This window comes from Vibrio nereis NBRC 15637 (assembly GCF_001591105.1).
GTDB lineage: Bacteria > Pseudomonadota > Gammaproteobacteria > Enterobacterales > Vibrionaceae > Vibrio > Vibrio nereis.
Map to the genome: position 1 here is coordinate 62,447 of NZ_BCUD01000016.1, position 16,885 is coordinate 79,331.

Annotated in this window: 14 protein-coding genes and 1 tRNA gene; 9 read left to right on the plus strand and 6 right to left on the minus strand. The window is 47.4% G+C overall.

Features of this window, described 5'->3' with window-relative positions:
* Positions 1–90: 90 nt before the first annotated feature.
* Together pckA and VNE01S_RS15155 are read left to right on the plus strand one after the other, a co-directional pair.
* Positions 91–1,719 (plus strand): phosphoenolpyruvate carboxykinase (ATP), encoded by a 1,629-nt coding sequence (gene pckA, locus VNE01S_RS15150; protein WP_053396251.1) that lies wholly within the window; start codon positions 91–93, stop codon positions 1,717–1,719.
* Positions 1,720–1,909: 190 nt separating this feature from the next.
* Positions 1,910–3,853 carry an AsmA family protein gene (locus VNE01S_RS15155; RefSeq protein WP_053396322.1) on the plus strand — a complete coding sequence of 648 codons (1,944 nt, stop codon included), beginning with the start codon at positions 1,910–1,912 and terminating at the stop codon, positions 3,851–3,853.
* On the opposite strand, the gene VNE01S_RS15160 is transcribed toward VNE01S_RS15155, so the two are convergent.
* From VNE01S_RS15160 to VNE01S_RS15170, 3 genes are all read right to left on the minus strand, one after another.
* Entirely contained in the window at positions 3,814–4,749 is a 936-nt protein-coding gene (locus tag VNE01S_RS15160) for a bifunctional GNAT family N-acetyltransferase/hotdog fold thioesterase (RefSeq protein ID WP_053396250.1), read from the minus strand. The genes VNE01S_RS15155 and VNE01S_RS15160 overlap by 40 nt on opposite strands.
* 88 nt (positions 4,750–4,837) lie before the next feature.
* Positions 4,838–5,272 (minus strand): D-aminoacyl-tRNA deacylase, encoded by a 435-nt coding sequence (dtd, locus tag VNE01S_RS15165; RefSeq protein WP_053396249.1) that lies wholly within the window; start codon positions 5,270–5,272, stop codon positions 4,838–4,840.
* Entirely contained in the window at positions 5,244–6,158 is a 915-nt protein-coding gene (locus VNE01S_RS15170; protein ID WP_053396248.1) for a virulence factor BrkB family protein, read from the minus strand. The genes dtd and VNE01S_RS15170 overlap by 29 nt, the downstream gene beginning before the upstream one ends.
* Positions 6,159–6,220: 62 nt before the next feature.
* Between VNE01S_RS15170 and VNE01S_RS15175 the strand changes: the two genes are divergently transcribed.
* The gene (locus VNE01S_RS15175) at positions 6,221–6,862 is read left to right on the plus strand and encodes a DUF2959 domain-containing protein (RefSeq protein WP_053396247.1); all 642 of its coding nucleotides are present in this window, start codon (positions 6,221–6,223) and stop codon (positions 6,860–6,862) included.
* A 27-nt stretch (positions 6,863–6,889) separates the two neighbouring features.
* Here the strand turns inward: VNE01S_RS15175 and VNE01S_RS15180 are convergent, their stop codons facing one another.
* Together VNE01S_RS15180 and typA are read right to left on the minus strand one after the other, a co-directional pair.
* Positions 6,890–7,438, minus strand: coding sequence for an AAA family ATPase (locus VNE01S_RS15180; RefSeq protein WP_053396246.1), 549 nt, complete (start codon positions 7,436–7,438; stop codon positions 6,890–6,892).
* 77 nt (positions 7,439–7,515) lie between these two features.
* The gene (gene typA, locus VNE01S_RS15185) at positions 7,516–9,348 is read right to left on the minus strand and encodes a translational GTPase TypA (RefSeq protein ID WP_053396245.1); all 1,833 of its coding nucleotides are present in this window, start codon (positions 9,346–9,348) and stop codon (positions 7,516–7,518) included.
* Positions 9,349–9,830: 482 nt separating this feature from the next.
* Here typA and glnA point away from each other — a divergent pair, with 482 nt between their 5' ends.
* From glnA to VNE01S_RS15215, 6 genes are all read left to right on the plus strand, one after another.
* Entirely contained in the window at positions 9,831–11,240 is a 1,410-nt protein-coding gene (gene glnA, locus VNE01S_RS15190; RefSeq protein WP_053396244.1) for a glutamate--ammonia ligase, read from the plus strand.
* 132 nt (positions 11,241–11,372) lie between these two features.
* Positions 11,373–11,906 carry a DUF4124 domain-containing protein gene (locus VNE01S_RS15195; protein ID WP_053396243.1) on the plus strand — a complete coding sequence of 178 codons (534 nt, stop codon included), beginning with the start codon at positions 11,373–11,375 and terminating at the stop codon, positions 11,904–11,906.
* A 135-nt stretch (positions 11,907–12,041) separates the two neighbouring features.
* Positions 12,042–13,091: a nitrogen regulation protein NR(II) gene (gene glnL / locus VNE01S_RS15200; protein ID WP_053396242.1), complete on the plus strand. Its 1,050-nt coding sequence runs from the start codon at positions 12,042–12,044 to the stop codon at positions 13,089–13,091.
* 31 nt (positions 13,092–13,122) lie between these two features.
* Positions 13,123–14,526, plus strand: coding sequence for a nitrogen regulation protein NR(I) (glnG, locus tag VNE01S_RS15205; RefSeq protein ID WP_053396241.1), 1,404 nt, complete (start codon positions 13,123–13,125; stop codon positions 14,524–14,526).
* Positions 14,527–14,700: 174 nt separating this feature from the next.
* Positions 14,701–15,705: an adenosine deaminase gene (gene add, locus VNE01S_RS15210; protein ID WP_053396240.1), complete on the plus strand. Its 1,005-nt coding sequence runs from the start codon at positions 14,701–14,703 to the stop codon at positions 15,703–15,705.
* 107 nt (positions 15,706–15,812) lie between these two features.
* On the plus strand, positions 15,813–16,625 hold the full coding sequence (locus VNE01S_RS15215) for a substrate-binding periplasmic protein (protein ID WP_245649904.1): 813 nt from the start codon (positions 15,813–15,815) through the stop codon (positions 16,623–16,625).
* Positions 16,626–16,723: 98 nt separating this feature from the next.
* Here the strand turns inward: VNE01S_RS15215 and VNE01S_RS15220 are convergent.
* A tRNA-Ser gene (locus VNE01S_RS15220) sits at positions 16,724–16,814 on the minus strand.
* Positions 16,815–16,885 lie beyond the last annotated feature (71 nt).

Below are 16,885 nucleotides of genomic sequence, written 5' to 3' on the forward strand. Positions count from 1 at the left end.
TTCCTTAGGCCCATTGCTAGCATGGTGAGCAGACAAAAATTACAAAAATTCTTACAAAATCCCTACAAATTATTCCGACAAGGAGCACCGATGACCGTTATGGAACATACAAAGGCTGCAACAATTGATCTGACCAAGCACGGGCTACATGACGTAAAAGAAGTTATTCGTAACCCTAGCTACGATCTATTGTTTGAAGAGGAAACACGCGCAGATCTAGAGGGCTACGAGAAAGGCGTGGTCACCGAGCTTGGTGCTGTCGCTGTTGACACTGGTATCTTTACTGGCCGCTCACCAAAAGATAAATACATTGTAAAAGACGCCACCACTGAAGAGCACATGTGGTGGACATCTGATTCAGTAAAAAATGACAACAAACCAATTACCCAAGAAATCTGGAACGACCTGAAAGAACAGGTCACTAACCAGCTTTCTGGCAAGCGTGTGTTCGTTGTTGATGGTTACTGTGGCGCAAACCCAGATACTCGTCTCAGCATCCGTGTTATTACCGAAGTCGCGTGGCAAGCGCACTTCGTGAAGAACATGTTCATTCGCCCTTCAGAGCAAGAGCTAGAAACGTTCGAACCTGATTTCGTGGTAATGAACGGTGCAAAATGCACCAACAAAAACTGGAAAGAGCAAGGTCTGAACTCAGAAAACTTCACTGTGTTTAACCTAACAGAACGCACGCAGCTTATCGGTGGTACTTGGTACGGCGGTGAGATGAAGAAAGGCATGTTCGCGATGATGAACTACTTCCTTCCACTGCAAGACATCGCATCTATGCACTGTAGTGCCAACATGGGTAAAGATGGTGACGTTGCGGTCTTCTTCGGTCTGTCTGGTACAGGTAAAACCACCCTTTCAACCGATCCAAAACGTGCCCTAATCGGTGATGACGAGCACGGCTGGGATGACGATGGCGTATTTAACTTCGAAGGCGGTTGTTACGCAAAAACCATCAAGCTATCGAAAGAGGCAGAACCGGACATCTACAACGCGATCCGCCGTGACGCACTACTAGAGAACGTAACGGTTCTTTCTGATGGCACGATCGATTTCGATGATGGCTCTAAAACTGAGAACACGCGTGTTTCTTACCCAATCGAACACATTGAAAACATCGTGAAGCCAGTATCGAAAGGCGGCCATGCGAAGAAAGTTATCTTCCTATCGGCAGATGCGTTTGGTGTGCTTCCTCCAGTTTCTAAGCTGACGCCAGAACAAACTAAGTACCACTTCCTATCAGGCTTTACTGCTAAACTGGCGGGTACTGAGCGTGGCATCACTGAACCAACACCAACATTCTCTGCCTGTTTCGGTGCTGCGTTCCTAACGCTACACCCAACCAAGTACGCAGAAGTATTGGTTAAACGTATGGAAGCGGCAGGTGCTGAAGCTTACCTAGTAAACACAGGTTGGAACGGCAGCGGTAAACGTATCTCGATTCAAGATACACGCGGCATCATCGACGCGATCCTTGATGGCTCTATCGAGCAAGCTGAAACAAAACACATTCCAATCTTTAATTTGGAAGTACCAACAGCGCTGCACGATGTGGATCCAACAATCCTAGACCCTCGTGATACCTATGTTGATCCACTACAGTGGGAAAGCAAAGCACGAGATCTTGCAGGTCTGTTCATCAACAACTTTGATAAGTACACAGACAATGAAGAAGGTAAATCACTGGTTGCAGCTGGACCACAGCTAGATTAGTGACATCGTCTTCAATTAGCCTTATAAGCCCCTCTTTTGAGGGGCTTTTTGTTGCTTGATACCCAAAAATGTTTCAAGCTAACACGTGTAGCAGTCAACATAAGTCTTAGCTTTTGACTGAAGTGACATGCGCTCAAATCCGTCCAGCAATGGCCAGTACACCAAATGGATGTTAGGGAAGGTTGTTATTTTGAAGAGAATCCTGCTGCGAAGTACCCTCGTTCTTGTCTGCTTGTTGAGCCTATCGGCCATTTCTCTTTATGCCTTACTCCAATCGCGCTACGCCGCAGATGTGGTCAACCTCGCAGCAAAGGCGTTGAGCCCCTACTCACTGACAACGCGACAAGCGGTCTATACGCCACCGTATCAGCTAGAGCTGCAAGACGTTGAGTTCACCTCAGATCAACATACTCAGCTGATCCCTAAAGTGACTCTATGGCTCAACCCGTATCTATTCAGTGATGGCAAATTGGCACTCGACTCTTTACTGATTGAAGGGGCCAATATTGATCTAAAGTCGCTAGATACTCAGTTCCTCCACTCACTGCACCTCCACCACCTGGCACTGAAACATGTTGATGTTTCAACTGATACCTGGTCTGCGCGCGAATTGGGGTTGCAAGTCAAATCGCCGAAATGGACCGAGCCAAATCAACCTCTCCCTTACGGTGATATCCAACTCTCAGCGCAGCAGCTTTATACCCAAGGCGAAGCGTTTGATCGGTTGCTGTTTGATGCTGACTATCAGCCACAAGACAGCACCGTTTATGGCCTTTCTTTTGACTGGCGTGGTGCCAATATATCTGGCCAAGCAGAACAATACCAAGAGGGCTGGTCGTTAGTGAATGTCACTATCAACCAGCTCAAACTTCCTTCGAGCATACCATCTGAGAGGCTTTTAGAGACACTGCAATCCCTTAGCCTGTCTGTCACCCATATCAACAGCTTGGACATTTTAGAAAGCAGCTTTGAGTACGCAGGTTGGCACTTTGATAAGCTGGATGCCTCGCTAGAAAACATCGCTCTAACGCGCTCGGTATGGCAGCAGCAACAAGGCTACCTCTCTTTCGATGCGGATAGTGCCACTCGTGAGCAGTTACAGTTTACTTCCCCTACTGCAAAACTGGGCTTTACCCCTCAGGGCGTCAGCTTTGACGAGTTTGATGCCGACTTTAAACAAGGCAGGCTTCAGCTCTCTGGGCTGGTGTCACCAAGTACAATCCATCTTAAAAGCTTAAAGCTCTCCGGCATAAAATGGTTAGAAAACACTTCCGATTTGATTCATTTCTTCCAACACTCCGCGCTAAACGAATTATCAATTAGTGAGCTTACGGTGAATAACGGTCAATTGATTCAAGTGGAACAAAAGCCGTACTGGCAATTATCAGGGCTGAATATCGATGGAGAGCAACTTTCTTTGATTCAAAATGGCCAATGGAGCCTGTTTTCGGGCGAGGTGGAAATCAGCGCCAACAGTGCCAGTTGGGATAAGTGGATCACCACGCAAGCGATCGTAAATGTGCAATCAGACAAAGGAAATATTGCACTCACACGCACTTTTTTGCCGTTGGCTAATGGCTATGTGGAAGCGACTGGACAATGGGATCGTTCGCAACTTAGCGCGCCTTGGCAGTTTCGCTTACACGGCGATGGTATCCCTCTCAATCAACCTTGGGTTCAGGAGAAGCTGCCATTTACGCTGACCGGTGTCGCCGAGCTTGAAATGGCCTTCTCTGGTCTGTCAGGAGATTACTCAATGCTGGCACACAGCATGTCAGGTAAGGCGGTAGGGCAAATTCATGAAGGGACTATTGATGCGCGAAGCATTGATGGTGAGCTGCGTTTTCAGCATGCTTGGCCATTTGAGCCGATCCAAGTTCACTCGGATCGGGGGCGGCTCACCATTCAAGCGCAAAGTGATAATGCCCAACTCAGTGGGACGTTAGATCTGACGAAACCTGAGTTTGGCAGCCTGTTACTCAACATCAATCAAGACTGCCAACAACTCTGGTCTGAAATTTTTGAACAGACGACTGTGATTAAGGACCGTTGCTCTGTGCCGCAGCGCCCGACTTCTGCTCAGCCAGGGTCCAATCAGGAAGCTGACGGCGACGCATCACCAATAACCGATTGATAGTCTGGGATCAACATGTAAGTACCGATAAACTCGACGGCGGCAACGTCTCCACTGTAAATCGTCACGTGGATGACAATACGTGCTTTGCGCCCTGCCGCCAGTCTATCTAAATCGCCACTGATGCCATCTAGGGATGTTGATGCCACTGGGCTTTGTGTCACTGGGTGGCGGTAGCGAATGCGGCTATCCGCCAATACAATATCACCCGAGAGATTGCTCTCTTTCATCAGTAACCACGTCATCCCCCAGCCTGTCAGTGTTGCGAGTGTAAAGGCAGAGCCCGCAAACATGGTGTTGTGTGGGTTGAGATTCGGATTCAACTGCGCACTGCACTCAAACTGATAACCGGTGTATTGGTTTATCTTGATGCCCATTTTATCGCTAATTGGGATCTGGTTTTCCCAGCGTTCCTGCAGCTCGGCACACCACTCTGGCTTACGCAGCACATTCGCCATCGGGTCTAGCGCTTTCACCATCTGCAAGTGTCGTACAGGCCCACGCTCGTCCGTTAGCTCGCCACGACGCTCAAAGCCATTTTTTTCATAGAAGGAAATCGCATCTTCACGGGCGCTACACACCAAGCGTTTAGCTCCCTCTTGGCGAGCCAGTGATTCCAACGCCACCAGCACTAATGAGCCCATGCCTTTGTTCCGACGAGAGCCTTTGACGGCCATATAGCGGATTTGACCTTCGCTGTCAGGTGTAATGTATAAACGTCCAATCGCCATCGGGCGACCACGACCATCGACAATCATGCGATGGAAGCTCATTGGATCGTATTCATCGCGCTCGGAACCGATAGGCATTCGCCAAGGTTCACGCAGCATCTGCCAGCGAAAGTGATAATACTTGTTAAGTTGGTTATCCGTTTTAGGAGTGGTCAGCTTAAACATAAAAGTCCTTTTAATTACTGCTTTTTGTCGTGTTCAGCCTTCAAAGCAGTGAGAGAATTAGGAGCATCCACATGCTCCCACATAATTTTTATACCTGTAGCCAGAAAGTCACCGGACCATCATTCACAAGTGATACTTTCATATCGGCAGCAAAACGACCTCGTTCGGTCGGCAGTACGTTTTCACAGAGATCAGAAAAGTGCTCGTAAAGACGCTCAGCATCCGCCGGGTGCGCACCACGCGAAAACCCTGCGCGAGTGCCTTTCTTCGTATCTGCTGGTAACGTAAATTGAGAGACAACCAAGACTTTGCCGTCCACTTGCTGAACATTCAGGTTCATTTTACCGTCTTCATCTTCGAACACACGGTAAGTCGTCACGCGTTCAACCAAGCGCTTTGCCTTGGCTTCATCATCGTCCTTTTCTACGCCAAGCAGAACAAGTAGACCTTTGTCGATCTCCCCTACCACTTCTCCATCTACGCGTACTGCGGCCTCACTTACTCTCTGGATCAGTGCTATCACGTTGACTTCCTTTCGTTGATTCTGTTGAATTTTTTGCGCATTTTACCATCTCTTCGACTTCGCTCCAGTGCTCTCTTTCCCCCAGCGCAGCGGTTACCTCTGCACCGATGAGAACAATCAACCAACACAAGTAGACCCAGACAAATAAGATAGGGATTGCGGCCAAAGCTCCATAGATAAGCTGATAAGAGGGAAACTGGGTAATGTACGCGGCAAAACCTTGCTTACTGGCTTCAAACAGCATCGCCGCCACGAGTGCACCAACAATCGAGTGGACAATCTGTACTTTTTTATTGGGCACCAACTGGTAAAGCCCCATGAACGCAAAGAAAGAGAGCCAGAACGGCAACCAGCCAATAAACAGATTAAAAGCACCGGAAACTGTGTCGCTTTCCAGGATCTTTAGTGATGTCACATAAGAGGTGGCGGCAATACTGGCACCAACAAGAATCGGTCCGAGTGTCAGTACCATCCAGTACATGGAAAATGAAAATACGGCACGGCGCTTATTACTGACACGCCAAATGTAGTTGAGGTTTTTATCGATATTAGAGATCAGCATTAGCGCAGCGACGAACAAAAATCCACTGCCGACGGCGGTCATTTTACCGGTATTGGCGACAAACTCTAATAAGGCGCCTTTGACCGCATCGCCTGCCGCGGGGACAAAGTTTTGAATCACGAAGTCTTGGATCACTTCGCCAGCATCTTCAAATGCAGCGAACGACGAAAGTACCGAAAGCAGCACGGTGACCATAGGCACAATAGAGAGCAAGGTGATATAAGCAAGATACCCAGCATTCACATTAACCCTATCGTGTCCCATCCTAGACAAAAGATACTGTCCAAAATTCAGGCCATCTTTCGCAATTTGCTCTAATTTCAACTTGTAACTCCCCTATGAGTCATTCATCCTAACACCATAGTTTAAACGAAAAGGGCACACTCATGCCGTATTTACTGGTCTTTGTCTTATCCATTTTTACACTGACGGGGTGTCAGTCCGCTTACTACTCCGCTATGGAACAAGTAGGCTATCACAAACGTGACATCATGGTAGATCGCGTCGAAGAAGCCAAAGAATCGCAGCAGGATGCACAACAAGAGTTTACCAGTGCACTTAAAGCGATTTCTGCACTGACCCAGTTTGACGGTGGTGAGCTGGAGAGCGTTTACAATCAGATCAACGACCAATACCTGGACAGCGAAAAAGCGGCGGAAGAAGTACGTGAGCGCATTGCGGCGATTGAAGACGTCTCTGAAGCGCTGTTTGATGAATGGCAAGGCGAGCTGAATCTGTATACCAGCCGTAAGTTGCGTCGTTCTAGCGAACAAAAGCTGCGTGAGACGAAAGCGTCTTACAAAACGATGTTAAGTGCCATGAAGCGTGCAGAAGACAAAATGACGCCAGTACTCAATACACTACGCGACAATACGCTTTACCTCAAACATAACCTAAACGCCAACGCGATCGGTGCACTGCAGGGCGAATTCATCAACCTGGAACAAGACATTCAATACGCGATCAAACAAATGAACGCGGCGATTGCGGAGTCTGATAAGTTTCTACAAAAGCTCAGTCAGAAATAACGCTTTTTCATTGTGCCTAGACAGCCTCTAGGCACGGTTGCCCCGCTCATCGACTAACCCGATCACTCGGCGAACAAAGCTCACTCGCTCGTCCACACTTCCCCACGGCACTTGCAGCACTTGATACCCCAACTCAGCGTAGCCATCAACTAACGTTTGATGGATATGTAGCGCCTCTTCAAAACTGTGTGGCCTCACTTCATCTTTCACGTAAATCGCCTTCTCAGGCCGACATGCGAGCACTTGACCGTGATAGCCAGCACTGCCTTGAATAAACGCTTCTGGTACATTACAGCCGCCTACACGCAGGTAGGCGACGATATCAGGTATCGCGCGATCGACAAACGCCACCTCGTGGCCCAATGCCTTGTGTTTTTGCTCACTCATTAAGTCGAGGCATAAATTGGCAAACCCCGGCAGGTTCGTCCAAGGGAGCACGCCATCATCGCGCTGGCTTTGCTGCTCAATCAATGTGCGTGAGCCTTCAGCAAAGGTGGCGTAGCCCATCTCACCCAACGCATTAAGTAACGTAGTTTTACCCGCGCCCGGACCGCCGGTAATTACGACTGGTTTCATTGCTGTACCTTTCTCCATTAAAAAAGCCCCAAGTTGAGAGCAACTTGGGGCTTTTATTCAGTCGTTGCCGACTTTAATTACGCATTCGAACCACGTGATGCACGCTTACGATCGTTCTCTGTTAGGAACTTCTTACGAATACGGATGCTCTCTGGCGTTACTTCTACTAACTCGTCATCATCGATGAACTCTAGTGCCTGCTCAAGAGTGTACTTGATTGCAGGAGTTAGCACCTGAGCTTCGTCAGTACCAGAAGCACGAACGTTAGTCAGCTGTTTACCTTTCAGACAGTTCACTGTTAGGTCGTTTGAACGGTTATGAATACCGATAACCTGACCTTCATACACTTCATCCGCGTGCTCTGTGAACAGACGGCCACGCTCTTGAAGGTTAAACAGTGCGTAAGTCAGTGCTTTACCTGTCGCGTTAGAGATCAACACACCATTGTTACGTTGACCAATGTTACCGCCTTTGTGTGGGCCGTAGTGATCGAACGTATGGTATAGAAGACCAGAACCAGACGTTAGCGTCATGAATTCAGTTTGGAAGCCAATTAGACCACGAGAAGGCATCATAAAGTCCATACGCACACGACCTTTGCCATCAGGAGCCATATCAGTCAGCTCACCTTTACGCAGACCGATGTTTTCCATGATACCGCCCTGGTGCTCTTCAAGCACGTCGATGGTTACCGTCTCAAACGGTTCCATCTTCTGACCATCTTCTTCTTTGATGATAACTTCTGGACGCGATACTGCTAGCTCGAAGCCTTCACGACGCATGTTTTCGATCAAGATAGATAGGTGAAGCTCACCACGACCTGAAACGCGGAATTTGTCTGGATCGTCTGTTTGCTCAACGCGCAGTGCAACGTTGTGTACCAGTTCTTTCTCTAGACGCTCAAGGATGTTACGTGAAGTTACGAATTTACCTTCTTTACCTGCGAATGGAGAGGTGTTTACCTGGAACGTCATGGTTACCGTTGGCTCATCAACAGACAGTGCTGGTAGCGCTTCTACTTCACCCTGTGCACAGATAGTGTCAGAGATTTTTAGTTCACCAAGACCTGTGATTGCAATGATGTCACCTGCATTTGCCTGCTCAACCTCATGGCGATCTAGGCCTAGGTAACCCATAACCGTACCTACTTTACCGTTACGAGTTTTGCCGTCCGCACCGATAATAGTCACTTGCTGGTTTGGCTTAACGCTACCGCGAGTTACACGAGCTACACCGATAACACCAACGTAAGAGCTGTAGTCTAGCTGAGAGATTTGCATTTGTAGTGGACCATCTAGGTCTACTTCTGGTGCTGCCACTTCTTCAACGATTGTTTCAAATAGCGGTTCCATGTCCGAACCCGTTTCGCCTTCTTCTAGCGAAGCCCAACCGTTTAGAGCTGATGCATAAACCACTTTAAAGTCTAGCTGTTCATCAGTCGCACCTAGGTTGTCGAATAGGTCGAACACTTGGTCCATAACCCAATCAGGACGAGCACCTGGGCGGTCAATTTTGTTGATAACAACAATTGGTTTTAGACCGTGAGCAAAAGCTTTCTGCGTTACAAAACGCGTTTGCGGCATAGGGCCGTCAACTGCGTCTACGATAAGAAGTACACAATCTACCATCGACATAATACGTTCAACTTCACCACCGAAGTCCGCGTGTCCCGGAGTATCTACGATGTTGATGCGGTAATCATTCCAGTCGATTGCTGTGTTCTTAGCAAGGATAGTAATGCCACGCTCTTTTTCGATATCGTTAGAGTCCATGACACGCTCTTCAGCTTCGCCGCGAGACTCTAGAGTACCTGATTGTTGTAGTAGTTTATCAACCAGTGTTGTTTTACCGTGGTCAACGTGCGCGATGATCGCGATATTTCTTAATTTATCAATCTGTGGAGTAGCCATGGATTTGATTCACTCGATATAAGAAGCTCGCTCATATTATGAGCGAGCTTGCTGATTAAAAAAACGGCCATAATGTACCAGATTTTAGCGAAAAACCCAGAAATATGTGATCTGTTCAGTTGATTTTCAATAAACAGAGGGAAGATCGGGTGTCACAACCTTCCCCGTAATCAAAAACTCAATTGACAACTGGTGCAAAACTAGGCTGAATGGAAGACGATTTTGTCTTACCTTGGTGCATATAACATTTATGCACCACATCAGTGCAAGCCAGGATCATTTTGGTGCAAAAGTTTGCACCAATTTTACGCCCAAGCCACTAATTCATTGAAATTAATGGAATAATATTTTTGGCACAGTTTTGGCTTTAGTAAAATAAGCATCGATTAATACGTTTGAAAAGATATTATTCAATGCTGGTACTTAAGATTAGTTTAAGAATCGAGCCATCACCGCTTTAATAACACTGGAGGTTATCCAACATGTCAGTAGAAAACGTTCTATCGCTGATCCAAGAAAACGAAGTTAAGTTTGTTGACCTACGCTTTACCGATACCAAAGGTAAAGAGCAACACATCTCTATTCCTGCTCACCAAATCGACGCAGACTTCTTCGAAGAAGGTAAGATGTTCGATGGTTCTTCAGTTGCTGGCTGGAAAGGTATCAACGAATCAGACATGGTCATGATGCCGGACGCATCATCAGCTGTTCTTGACCCATTCACAGAAGACGCAACGCTAAACGTTCGTTGTGACATCCTAGAACCTGCAACCATGCAAGGCTACGATCGCGACCCACGCTCAATTGCAAAACGCGCGGAAGACTTCATGCGCTCAACTGGCGTAGCAGACACAGTCCTTATTGGTCCTGAGCCAGAGTTCTTCTTATTTGACGATGTTAAATACTCAACAGACATGTCTGGTTCTTTCTTCAAGATTGATGACGTAGAAGCAGCATGGAACACAGGTTCAGATCTTGAAGGCGGTAACAAAGGCCACCGTCCAGGCGTTAAAGGTGGTTACTTCCCAGTAGCACCAGTGGATTCTTCACAAGACATCCGTAGCGCTATGTGTCTAATCATGGAAGAAATGGGTCTAGTTGTTGAAGCTCACCACCACGAAGTAGCGACAGCGGGTCAGAACGAAATCGCAACGCGCTTCAACACGCTAACGACAAAAGCGGACGAGATCCAAATCTACAAGTACGTGGTACACAACGTGGCACACGCATTTGGTAAGACAGCGACATTCATGCCTAAACCACTTGTTGGTGACAACGGCTCTGGTATGCACGTTCACCAATCTCTAGCGAAAGACGGCGTTAACCTGTTTGCTGGCGACAAGTACGGCGGTCTATCTGAAATGGCGCTTTACTACATCGGTGGTATCATCAAGCACGCTCGCGCAATCAACGCGTTTGCTAACCCATCAACCAACTCGTACAAACGTCTTGTACCAGGCTTCGAAGCGCCAGTAATGCTTGCTTACTCAGCGCGTAACCGCAGTGCTTCTATCCGTATCCCTGTGATCCCAAGCCCTAAAGGTCGTCGTATCGAAGTTCGCTTTGGTGACCCAGCAGCAAACCCATACCTATGCTTCGCATCAATGCTAATGGCTGGTCTTGACGGTATTAAGAACAAGATCCACCCAGGTGAAGCGATGGATAAGGACCTTTACGACCTTCCAGCTGAAGAAGCAGCAGAAATCCCAACAGTGGCTGAGTCACTACAGGACGCGCTGAAGAGCCTAGACGACGATCGTGAGTTCCTAACCGCTGGCGGCGTATTCTCAGATGACTTCATCGATTCTTACATCGCGCTGAAATCTCAAGATGTTGAGAAAGTAAATATGGCTGTTCACCCACTTGAGTTTGAACTTTACTACTCTGTGTAATAGCACTTAGTGCACAAAGTTTAATCACGTTACATAATTATCAGGCTCGCCTCGCAGGCGAGCCTTTTTCGTGTTTGTCACTCCAATTCATGCCGTTAGTATGAGTGCTCTCTCAATAATGAGGCGATGAACATGAAATGGTACCAACTCTCCGTCCTTTTACTATTCTTACAAGCACCCCATTGTCTGGCTCAGACTGTGTATACTTGGACCGACAATAATGGTGTCATTCACTTTAGCGATGTGCCTGATAACGCTAAGGTAAAGGCAATTCAGCTCCCTGATCACGAGCTTCCAGCCCCACCTCCACAGTTTGACAAACCCGAAGAGGTGGACCCACCTCAAGCGAAAGAACAAACAAAGCCAGAGGCCATAAAACCGCTCGAGGTAGCAATAGTCTCTCCTCAACACGATCAAGCCCTACGCAGCAATGCAGGTATGATCACGATCCAAGGAGAAACAAACCGTAAATTGGCCATTGGTGAACAGCTTCAGCTGATGATGGATGGAGAGAAATACGCAGCGCCAAGCCATAAAGCATTCTGGGAACTAAAAAACATCGATAGGGGCACCCACATCTTTATGATTCAAGCTTATAAGGACGGCAAGCTTATTGCATCGTCTAGTGCTATAACGGTGCATCTTCAACGAGCAACGGTGAAATAAGCTATTTAGCCAGTGAATTTACCTTAATTTAGCGACTTTTCCTTCTGCTGCTACACAGATTGCGCCATACTTGAAATTGTCAAAGCACCAAAATGGTGCATTGCACATTTTAAGATCAAGGATGGGAGATCTGTTGTGAGTAGCGAGCTCGAAAATATCATTTTAAATCATCAAGTCACCGCGATTCTGATCATGAATGAATCGCTCCAAGTTCGTTATGCGAATCCAGCGGCCGAGCAATTGTTCTCGCAAAGTTCTAAGCGAATCGTCGATCAGCCGCTATCAAAACTCATCCAGCACGCTTCCTTAGATCTAGCACTACTTTCGCAGCCTCTACAGAGCGGACAAAGTATTACCGACAGTGATGTAACCTTCGTTGTCGATGGCAAGCCACTGATGCTAGAAGTCACCGTTAGCCCGATTTCTTGGAATAAAGAGCTGATGTTACTGGTTGAGATGCGCAAGATCGGTCAACAGCGACGACTATCGCAAGAGCTCAATCAACATGCTCAGCAACAGGCAGCGAAACTACTGGTGCGTGGATTGGCACATGAGATAAAGAACCCGCTCGGCGGACTGCGGGGAGCGGCTCAACTACTGGAACGCACGTTACCTGACCCGTCATTAAAGGAATATACCCAAATCATTATCGAGCAAGCGGATCGGCTTCGCTCTCTAGTGGACCGACTGCTAGGGCCACAAAAACCGGGTAAGAAGCAGAACGAAAACCTTCATCTGATTTTAGAAAAAGTTCGCCAATTGGTTGAATTAGAGATGGCTCAGCCCGTCACTCTTGAAAGAGACTACGACCCAAGTCTGCCCGAGTTTCTCATGGACGCAGACCAAATAGAGCAAGCGCTACTGAATATCGTCAGTAACGCCGGTCAAATTCTGCAAAACCAAGACAATGGCAAAATCACCATTCGCACCAGAACGGTGCATCAGGCCAATATCCATGGTCAACGCTGCAAGCTCGCCGCACGAATAGAGATCATCGACAACGGTCCAGGCATATCCGCTGAACTGCAAGATACTCTTTTCTACCCTATGGTCAGTGGTCGTGAAGGTGGTACCGGGCTCGGTCTATCTATCGCGCAGAACCTGATCGACCAACATCAAGGGAAAATAGACGTAGAAAGCTGGCCGGGCAGAACCATATTTACCATTTACCTACCAATTCAATAAACACGAGACGCATTGCTGTGAGGAAAACGCTATGAGCAAAGGATACGTATGGGTAGTAGACGACGACAGCTCTATCCGTTGGGTGATGGAAAAAACCCTCTCTTCGGCAAACATTAAGTGTGAGACGTTCGCAGATGCAGAAAGCGTATTGCTTGCACTTGAACGAGAAAGCCCCGACGTTTTGGTCTCTGATATCCGGATGCCTGGCACCGATGGCATTGAATTGCTCAAACAGGTTCACGAGCGTTCACCGGATCTACCAGTCATCATCATGACGGCGCATTCTGATTTAGACGCTGCGGTAAACGCATACCAAAAAGGTGCCTTTGAATATCTTCCCAAGCCATTCGATGTTGATGAAACCCTCACACTGGTAGAAAGAGCCATCGCACACAGCCAAGAGCAAAAGCGCGAGCAATCCATCTCGGACAGCTCGGTATATAATGCGCCCGGAATCATTGGTGAAGCGCCCGCCATGCAGGAAGTCTTCCGGGCCATTGGTCGTCTGTCTCGCTCTTCAATTTCGGTGCTGATTAACGGCGAGTCAGGCACAGGTAAAGAGCTGGTCGCTCACGCCTTGCACCGCCATAGCCCAAGAGCGAGTAAACCTTTCATCGCGCTCAATATGGCAGCTATCCCCAAAGATCTCATTGAGTCGGAACTGTTTGGTCATGAAAAGGGGGCTTTTACTGGCGCAAACAGCGTAAGGCAAGGCCGCTTTGAACAAGCCAATGGCGGTACGCTATTCCTTGATGAAATTGGAGACATGCCACTAGACATTCAAACTCGGCTACTGAGGGTCCTAGCCGATGGACAATTTTATCGAGTCGGCGGCCATTCTCCTATCCAAGTCGATGTGCGAATCGTGGCGGCCACCCACCAAAATTTAGAAAAACTGGTCCATAAGGGGGACTTTCGAGAAGACCTATTCCACCGCCTGAACGTCATTCGAATTCAAATTCCAGCACTGCGTGAGCGTAAACAGGATATAGAAAAACTGACGCTGCACTTTTTGACGCTGGCCTCTGAAGAGTTAGCCGTGGATGTCAAAACGCTGCACCCGTCAACTATCGAGATACTCAACCGCTTAGATTGGCCCGGTAATGTTCGCCAACTGGAGAATATTTGTCGCTGGCTTACCGTGATGGCAAGTGGCAGTGAGGTTCTCCCCAGTGACTTACCTACGGAATTACTGGATGAAAAAACCAATCGCGACTTCTCGGATGGTAGCTCCTGGCAGCAACAACTGGCGGATTGGGCAAAGCAATCTCTCTCGCAAGGCGATACCGAATTACTCTCATACGCACTGCCCGAATTTGAGCGCATACTGCTAGAAGCCGCTCTTGAGCACACCAACGGCCACAAACAAGATGCCGCAAAAGTACTTGGCTGGGGCCGAAATACGCTGACACGAAAGCTCAAAGAGCTCTACTAGCCATACAGTCACAGAGGTGTTGAGTTAAAACCAACGGAAACCCATCCAATCAACACATTTGGTAAACATGCAATAAAAACCGACGCTTATTGCATGTTTTCTATTCTTCCTCTACTGACACTCCTGTTATTGATTCTTATACTTAGCTCACCTGTACTATTGGAACTGACAATAATGATCACCAAGAACTTACCTCTTACTGATTTGCACCGTCATCTAGATGGCAACATTCGCACCAAGACCATTCTAGAGTTGGGACAAAAATTCGGCGTTTCACTCCCAGCCTACGATGTTGAAAGCCTTACCCCTCACGTGCAGATCGTGGAAGCAGAGCCTTCATTAGTCGCATTCCTGTCGAAATTGGACTGGGGTGTGGCAGTACTCGGTGATTTAGATGCTTGTCGACGCGTGGCTTACGAGAACGTTGAAGATGCCCTAAATGCGCAGATTGATTATGCGGAGCTGCGTTTCTCTCCTTACTACATGGCCATGAAACACAAACTGCCTGTTGAGGGCGTGGTTGAAGCGGTCATTGATGGTGTTCAGGCAGGTGTGCGTGATTTTGGTGTTAAAGCCAACCTTATCGGAATCATGAGCCGTACATTTGGCACGGATGCTTGCCAACAAGAGTTGGATGCGATTCTTGCTTATAAAGACCAAATTGTTGCTGTCGATCTTGCTGGCGATGAATTAGGCCAGCCAGGTGAGCGCTTTGTGAAACACTTTGCCCAGGTGAAGGATGCGGGACTAAACGTAACTGTACATGCGGGTGAAGCCGCGGGTGCAGAAAGCATGTGGCAAGCGATTCAAGAGCTAGGCGCTACCCGTATTGGTCATGGGGTGAAAGCTATCCACGATCCGAAACTTATGGATTATTTGGCCGAAAACCACATTGGCATTGAGTCGTGCTTAACGTCTAACTTCCAAACCAGTACCGTCGAGTCACTGACCAATCACCCAGTGAAGCAATTCCTAGAGCATGGTGTACTTGCCTGCCTAAACACGGACGATCCAGCGGTAGAGGGTATAGAGCTACCATATGAGTATGAAGTCGCTGCACCGCAGGCTGGTCTTTCTCAAGAGCAAATTCGCCAAGCACAGATTAACGGTCTAGAGCTTGCGTTTATTTCACAGAAAGAGAAAGAACAACTAAAGCAAAACGCCGCTAAACGCTCTTAGATTATAATAAAAACATGATCTTAGCCGGCAATTCTAGCCGGCTTTGTTATGCATTTTATTTGCACTTCAATTAAGCTTGATTGATATCTGTTGTAGTGGAGGACAGAATGCGCTCAACAATCGTCTCATTCTCGATATCGATTCCGTTCGTACTGGTTTCCTTTTCAAGCCAAGCTTGCTCTATGACCATGGGTTATAGAACGAATGAACGTCCTCCTCTGATTGCTGCCTCCCCAGACAACTCTGGCCTATATAAACATCTCTACGAGAAAGCAGCAGAAAAGATTGGCTGCAAACTAAACGTGGTGCGAGGGCCAAAGAAACGTATCCTCAAACAACTAAAAAATGGAACTATAGATTTCTACCCCGGTTTTAATTTTAGTGAGGCGAGGAGCCAATACATCTATTTCATCGAGAATGGACTATCTGGTGGCGAGATGGGTATCTCGTTGGACGACTACCCTGACATTCATCACTTAGCAGACCTTAAAGGATCAACGGTACTGCAGTCTTTAGGCTCTCCAAACCATGTGCGACATCTAAATTCCGTACATACCTATGTCGAACCAGACATGACCATCGATAGAGCAGTGAAATTACTCAAAAAGAAGCGTGGAGATTTTTATATCTATAATCGTGCTTCGCTCCACTACTATATGAAGTTGAAACAACCGACTGGAATAAAACTGCACCCTAACTGTTGTGGAACACCACGGCCATTATATTTGGGCTTTTCTCGCCATTCACCGTATATCAAAGAAGAGCCCAATCCACAGTTTCAAAAGGATCTGAAACCAAGCCCTGATAATCAAGCAACACAGTTAAATAAAGAATCCAAAGCCTATCTGTTACAGCAAGCTTTAATGAAGATGAAGCTGAGTGGGGAAACTGACGCTATTTATGAGATGTACTATCAGTAAGCAGTGAACATAAACCCGCTTTCAAGAGTAGTCGGTTTATATCCACAAACTGAAAATAGCAAAAAGCCCACAGATTTCTCAGTGGGCTTTTCTAATAGTGGCGGAGAGATAGGGATTTGAACCCTAGATACGCTATTAACGTATGCCGGTTTTCAAGACCGGTGCTTTCAACCACTCAGCCATCTCTCCACAAATTGTCATCAACAGATTAGTACACTGATGATGTTGTTACACGTTGATACGGGTAACGATATTTAAAG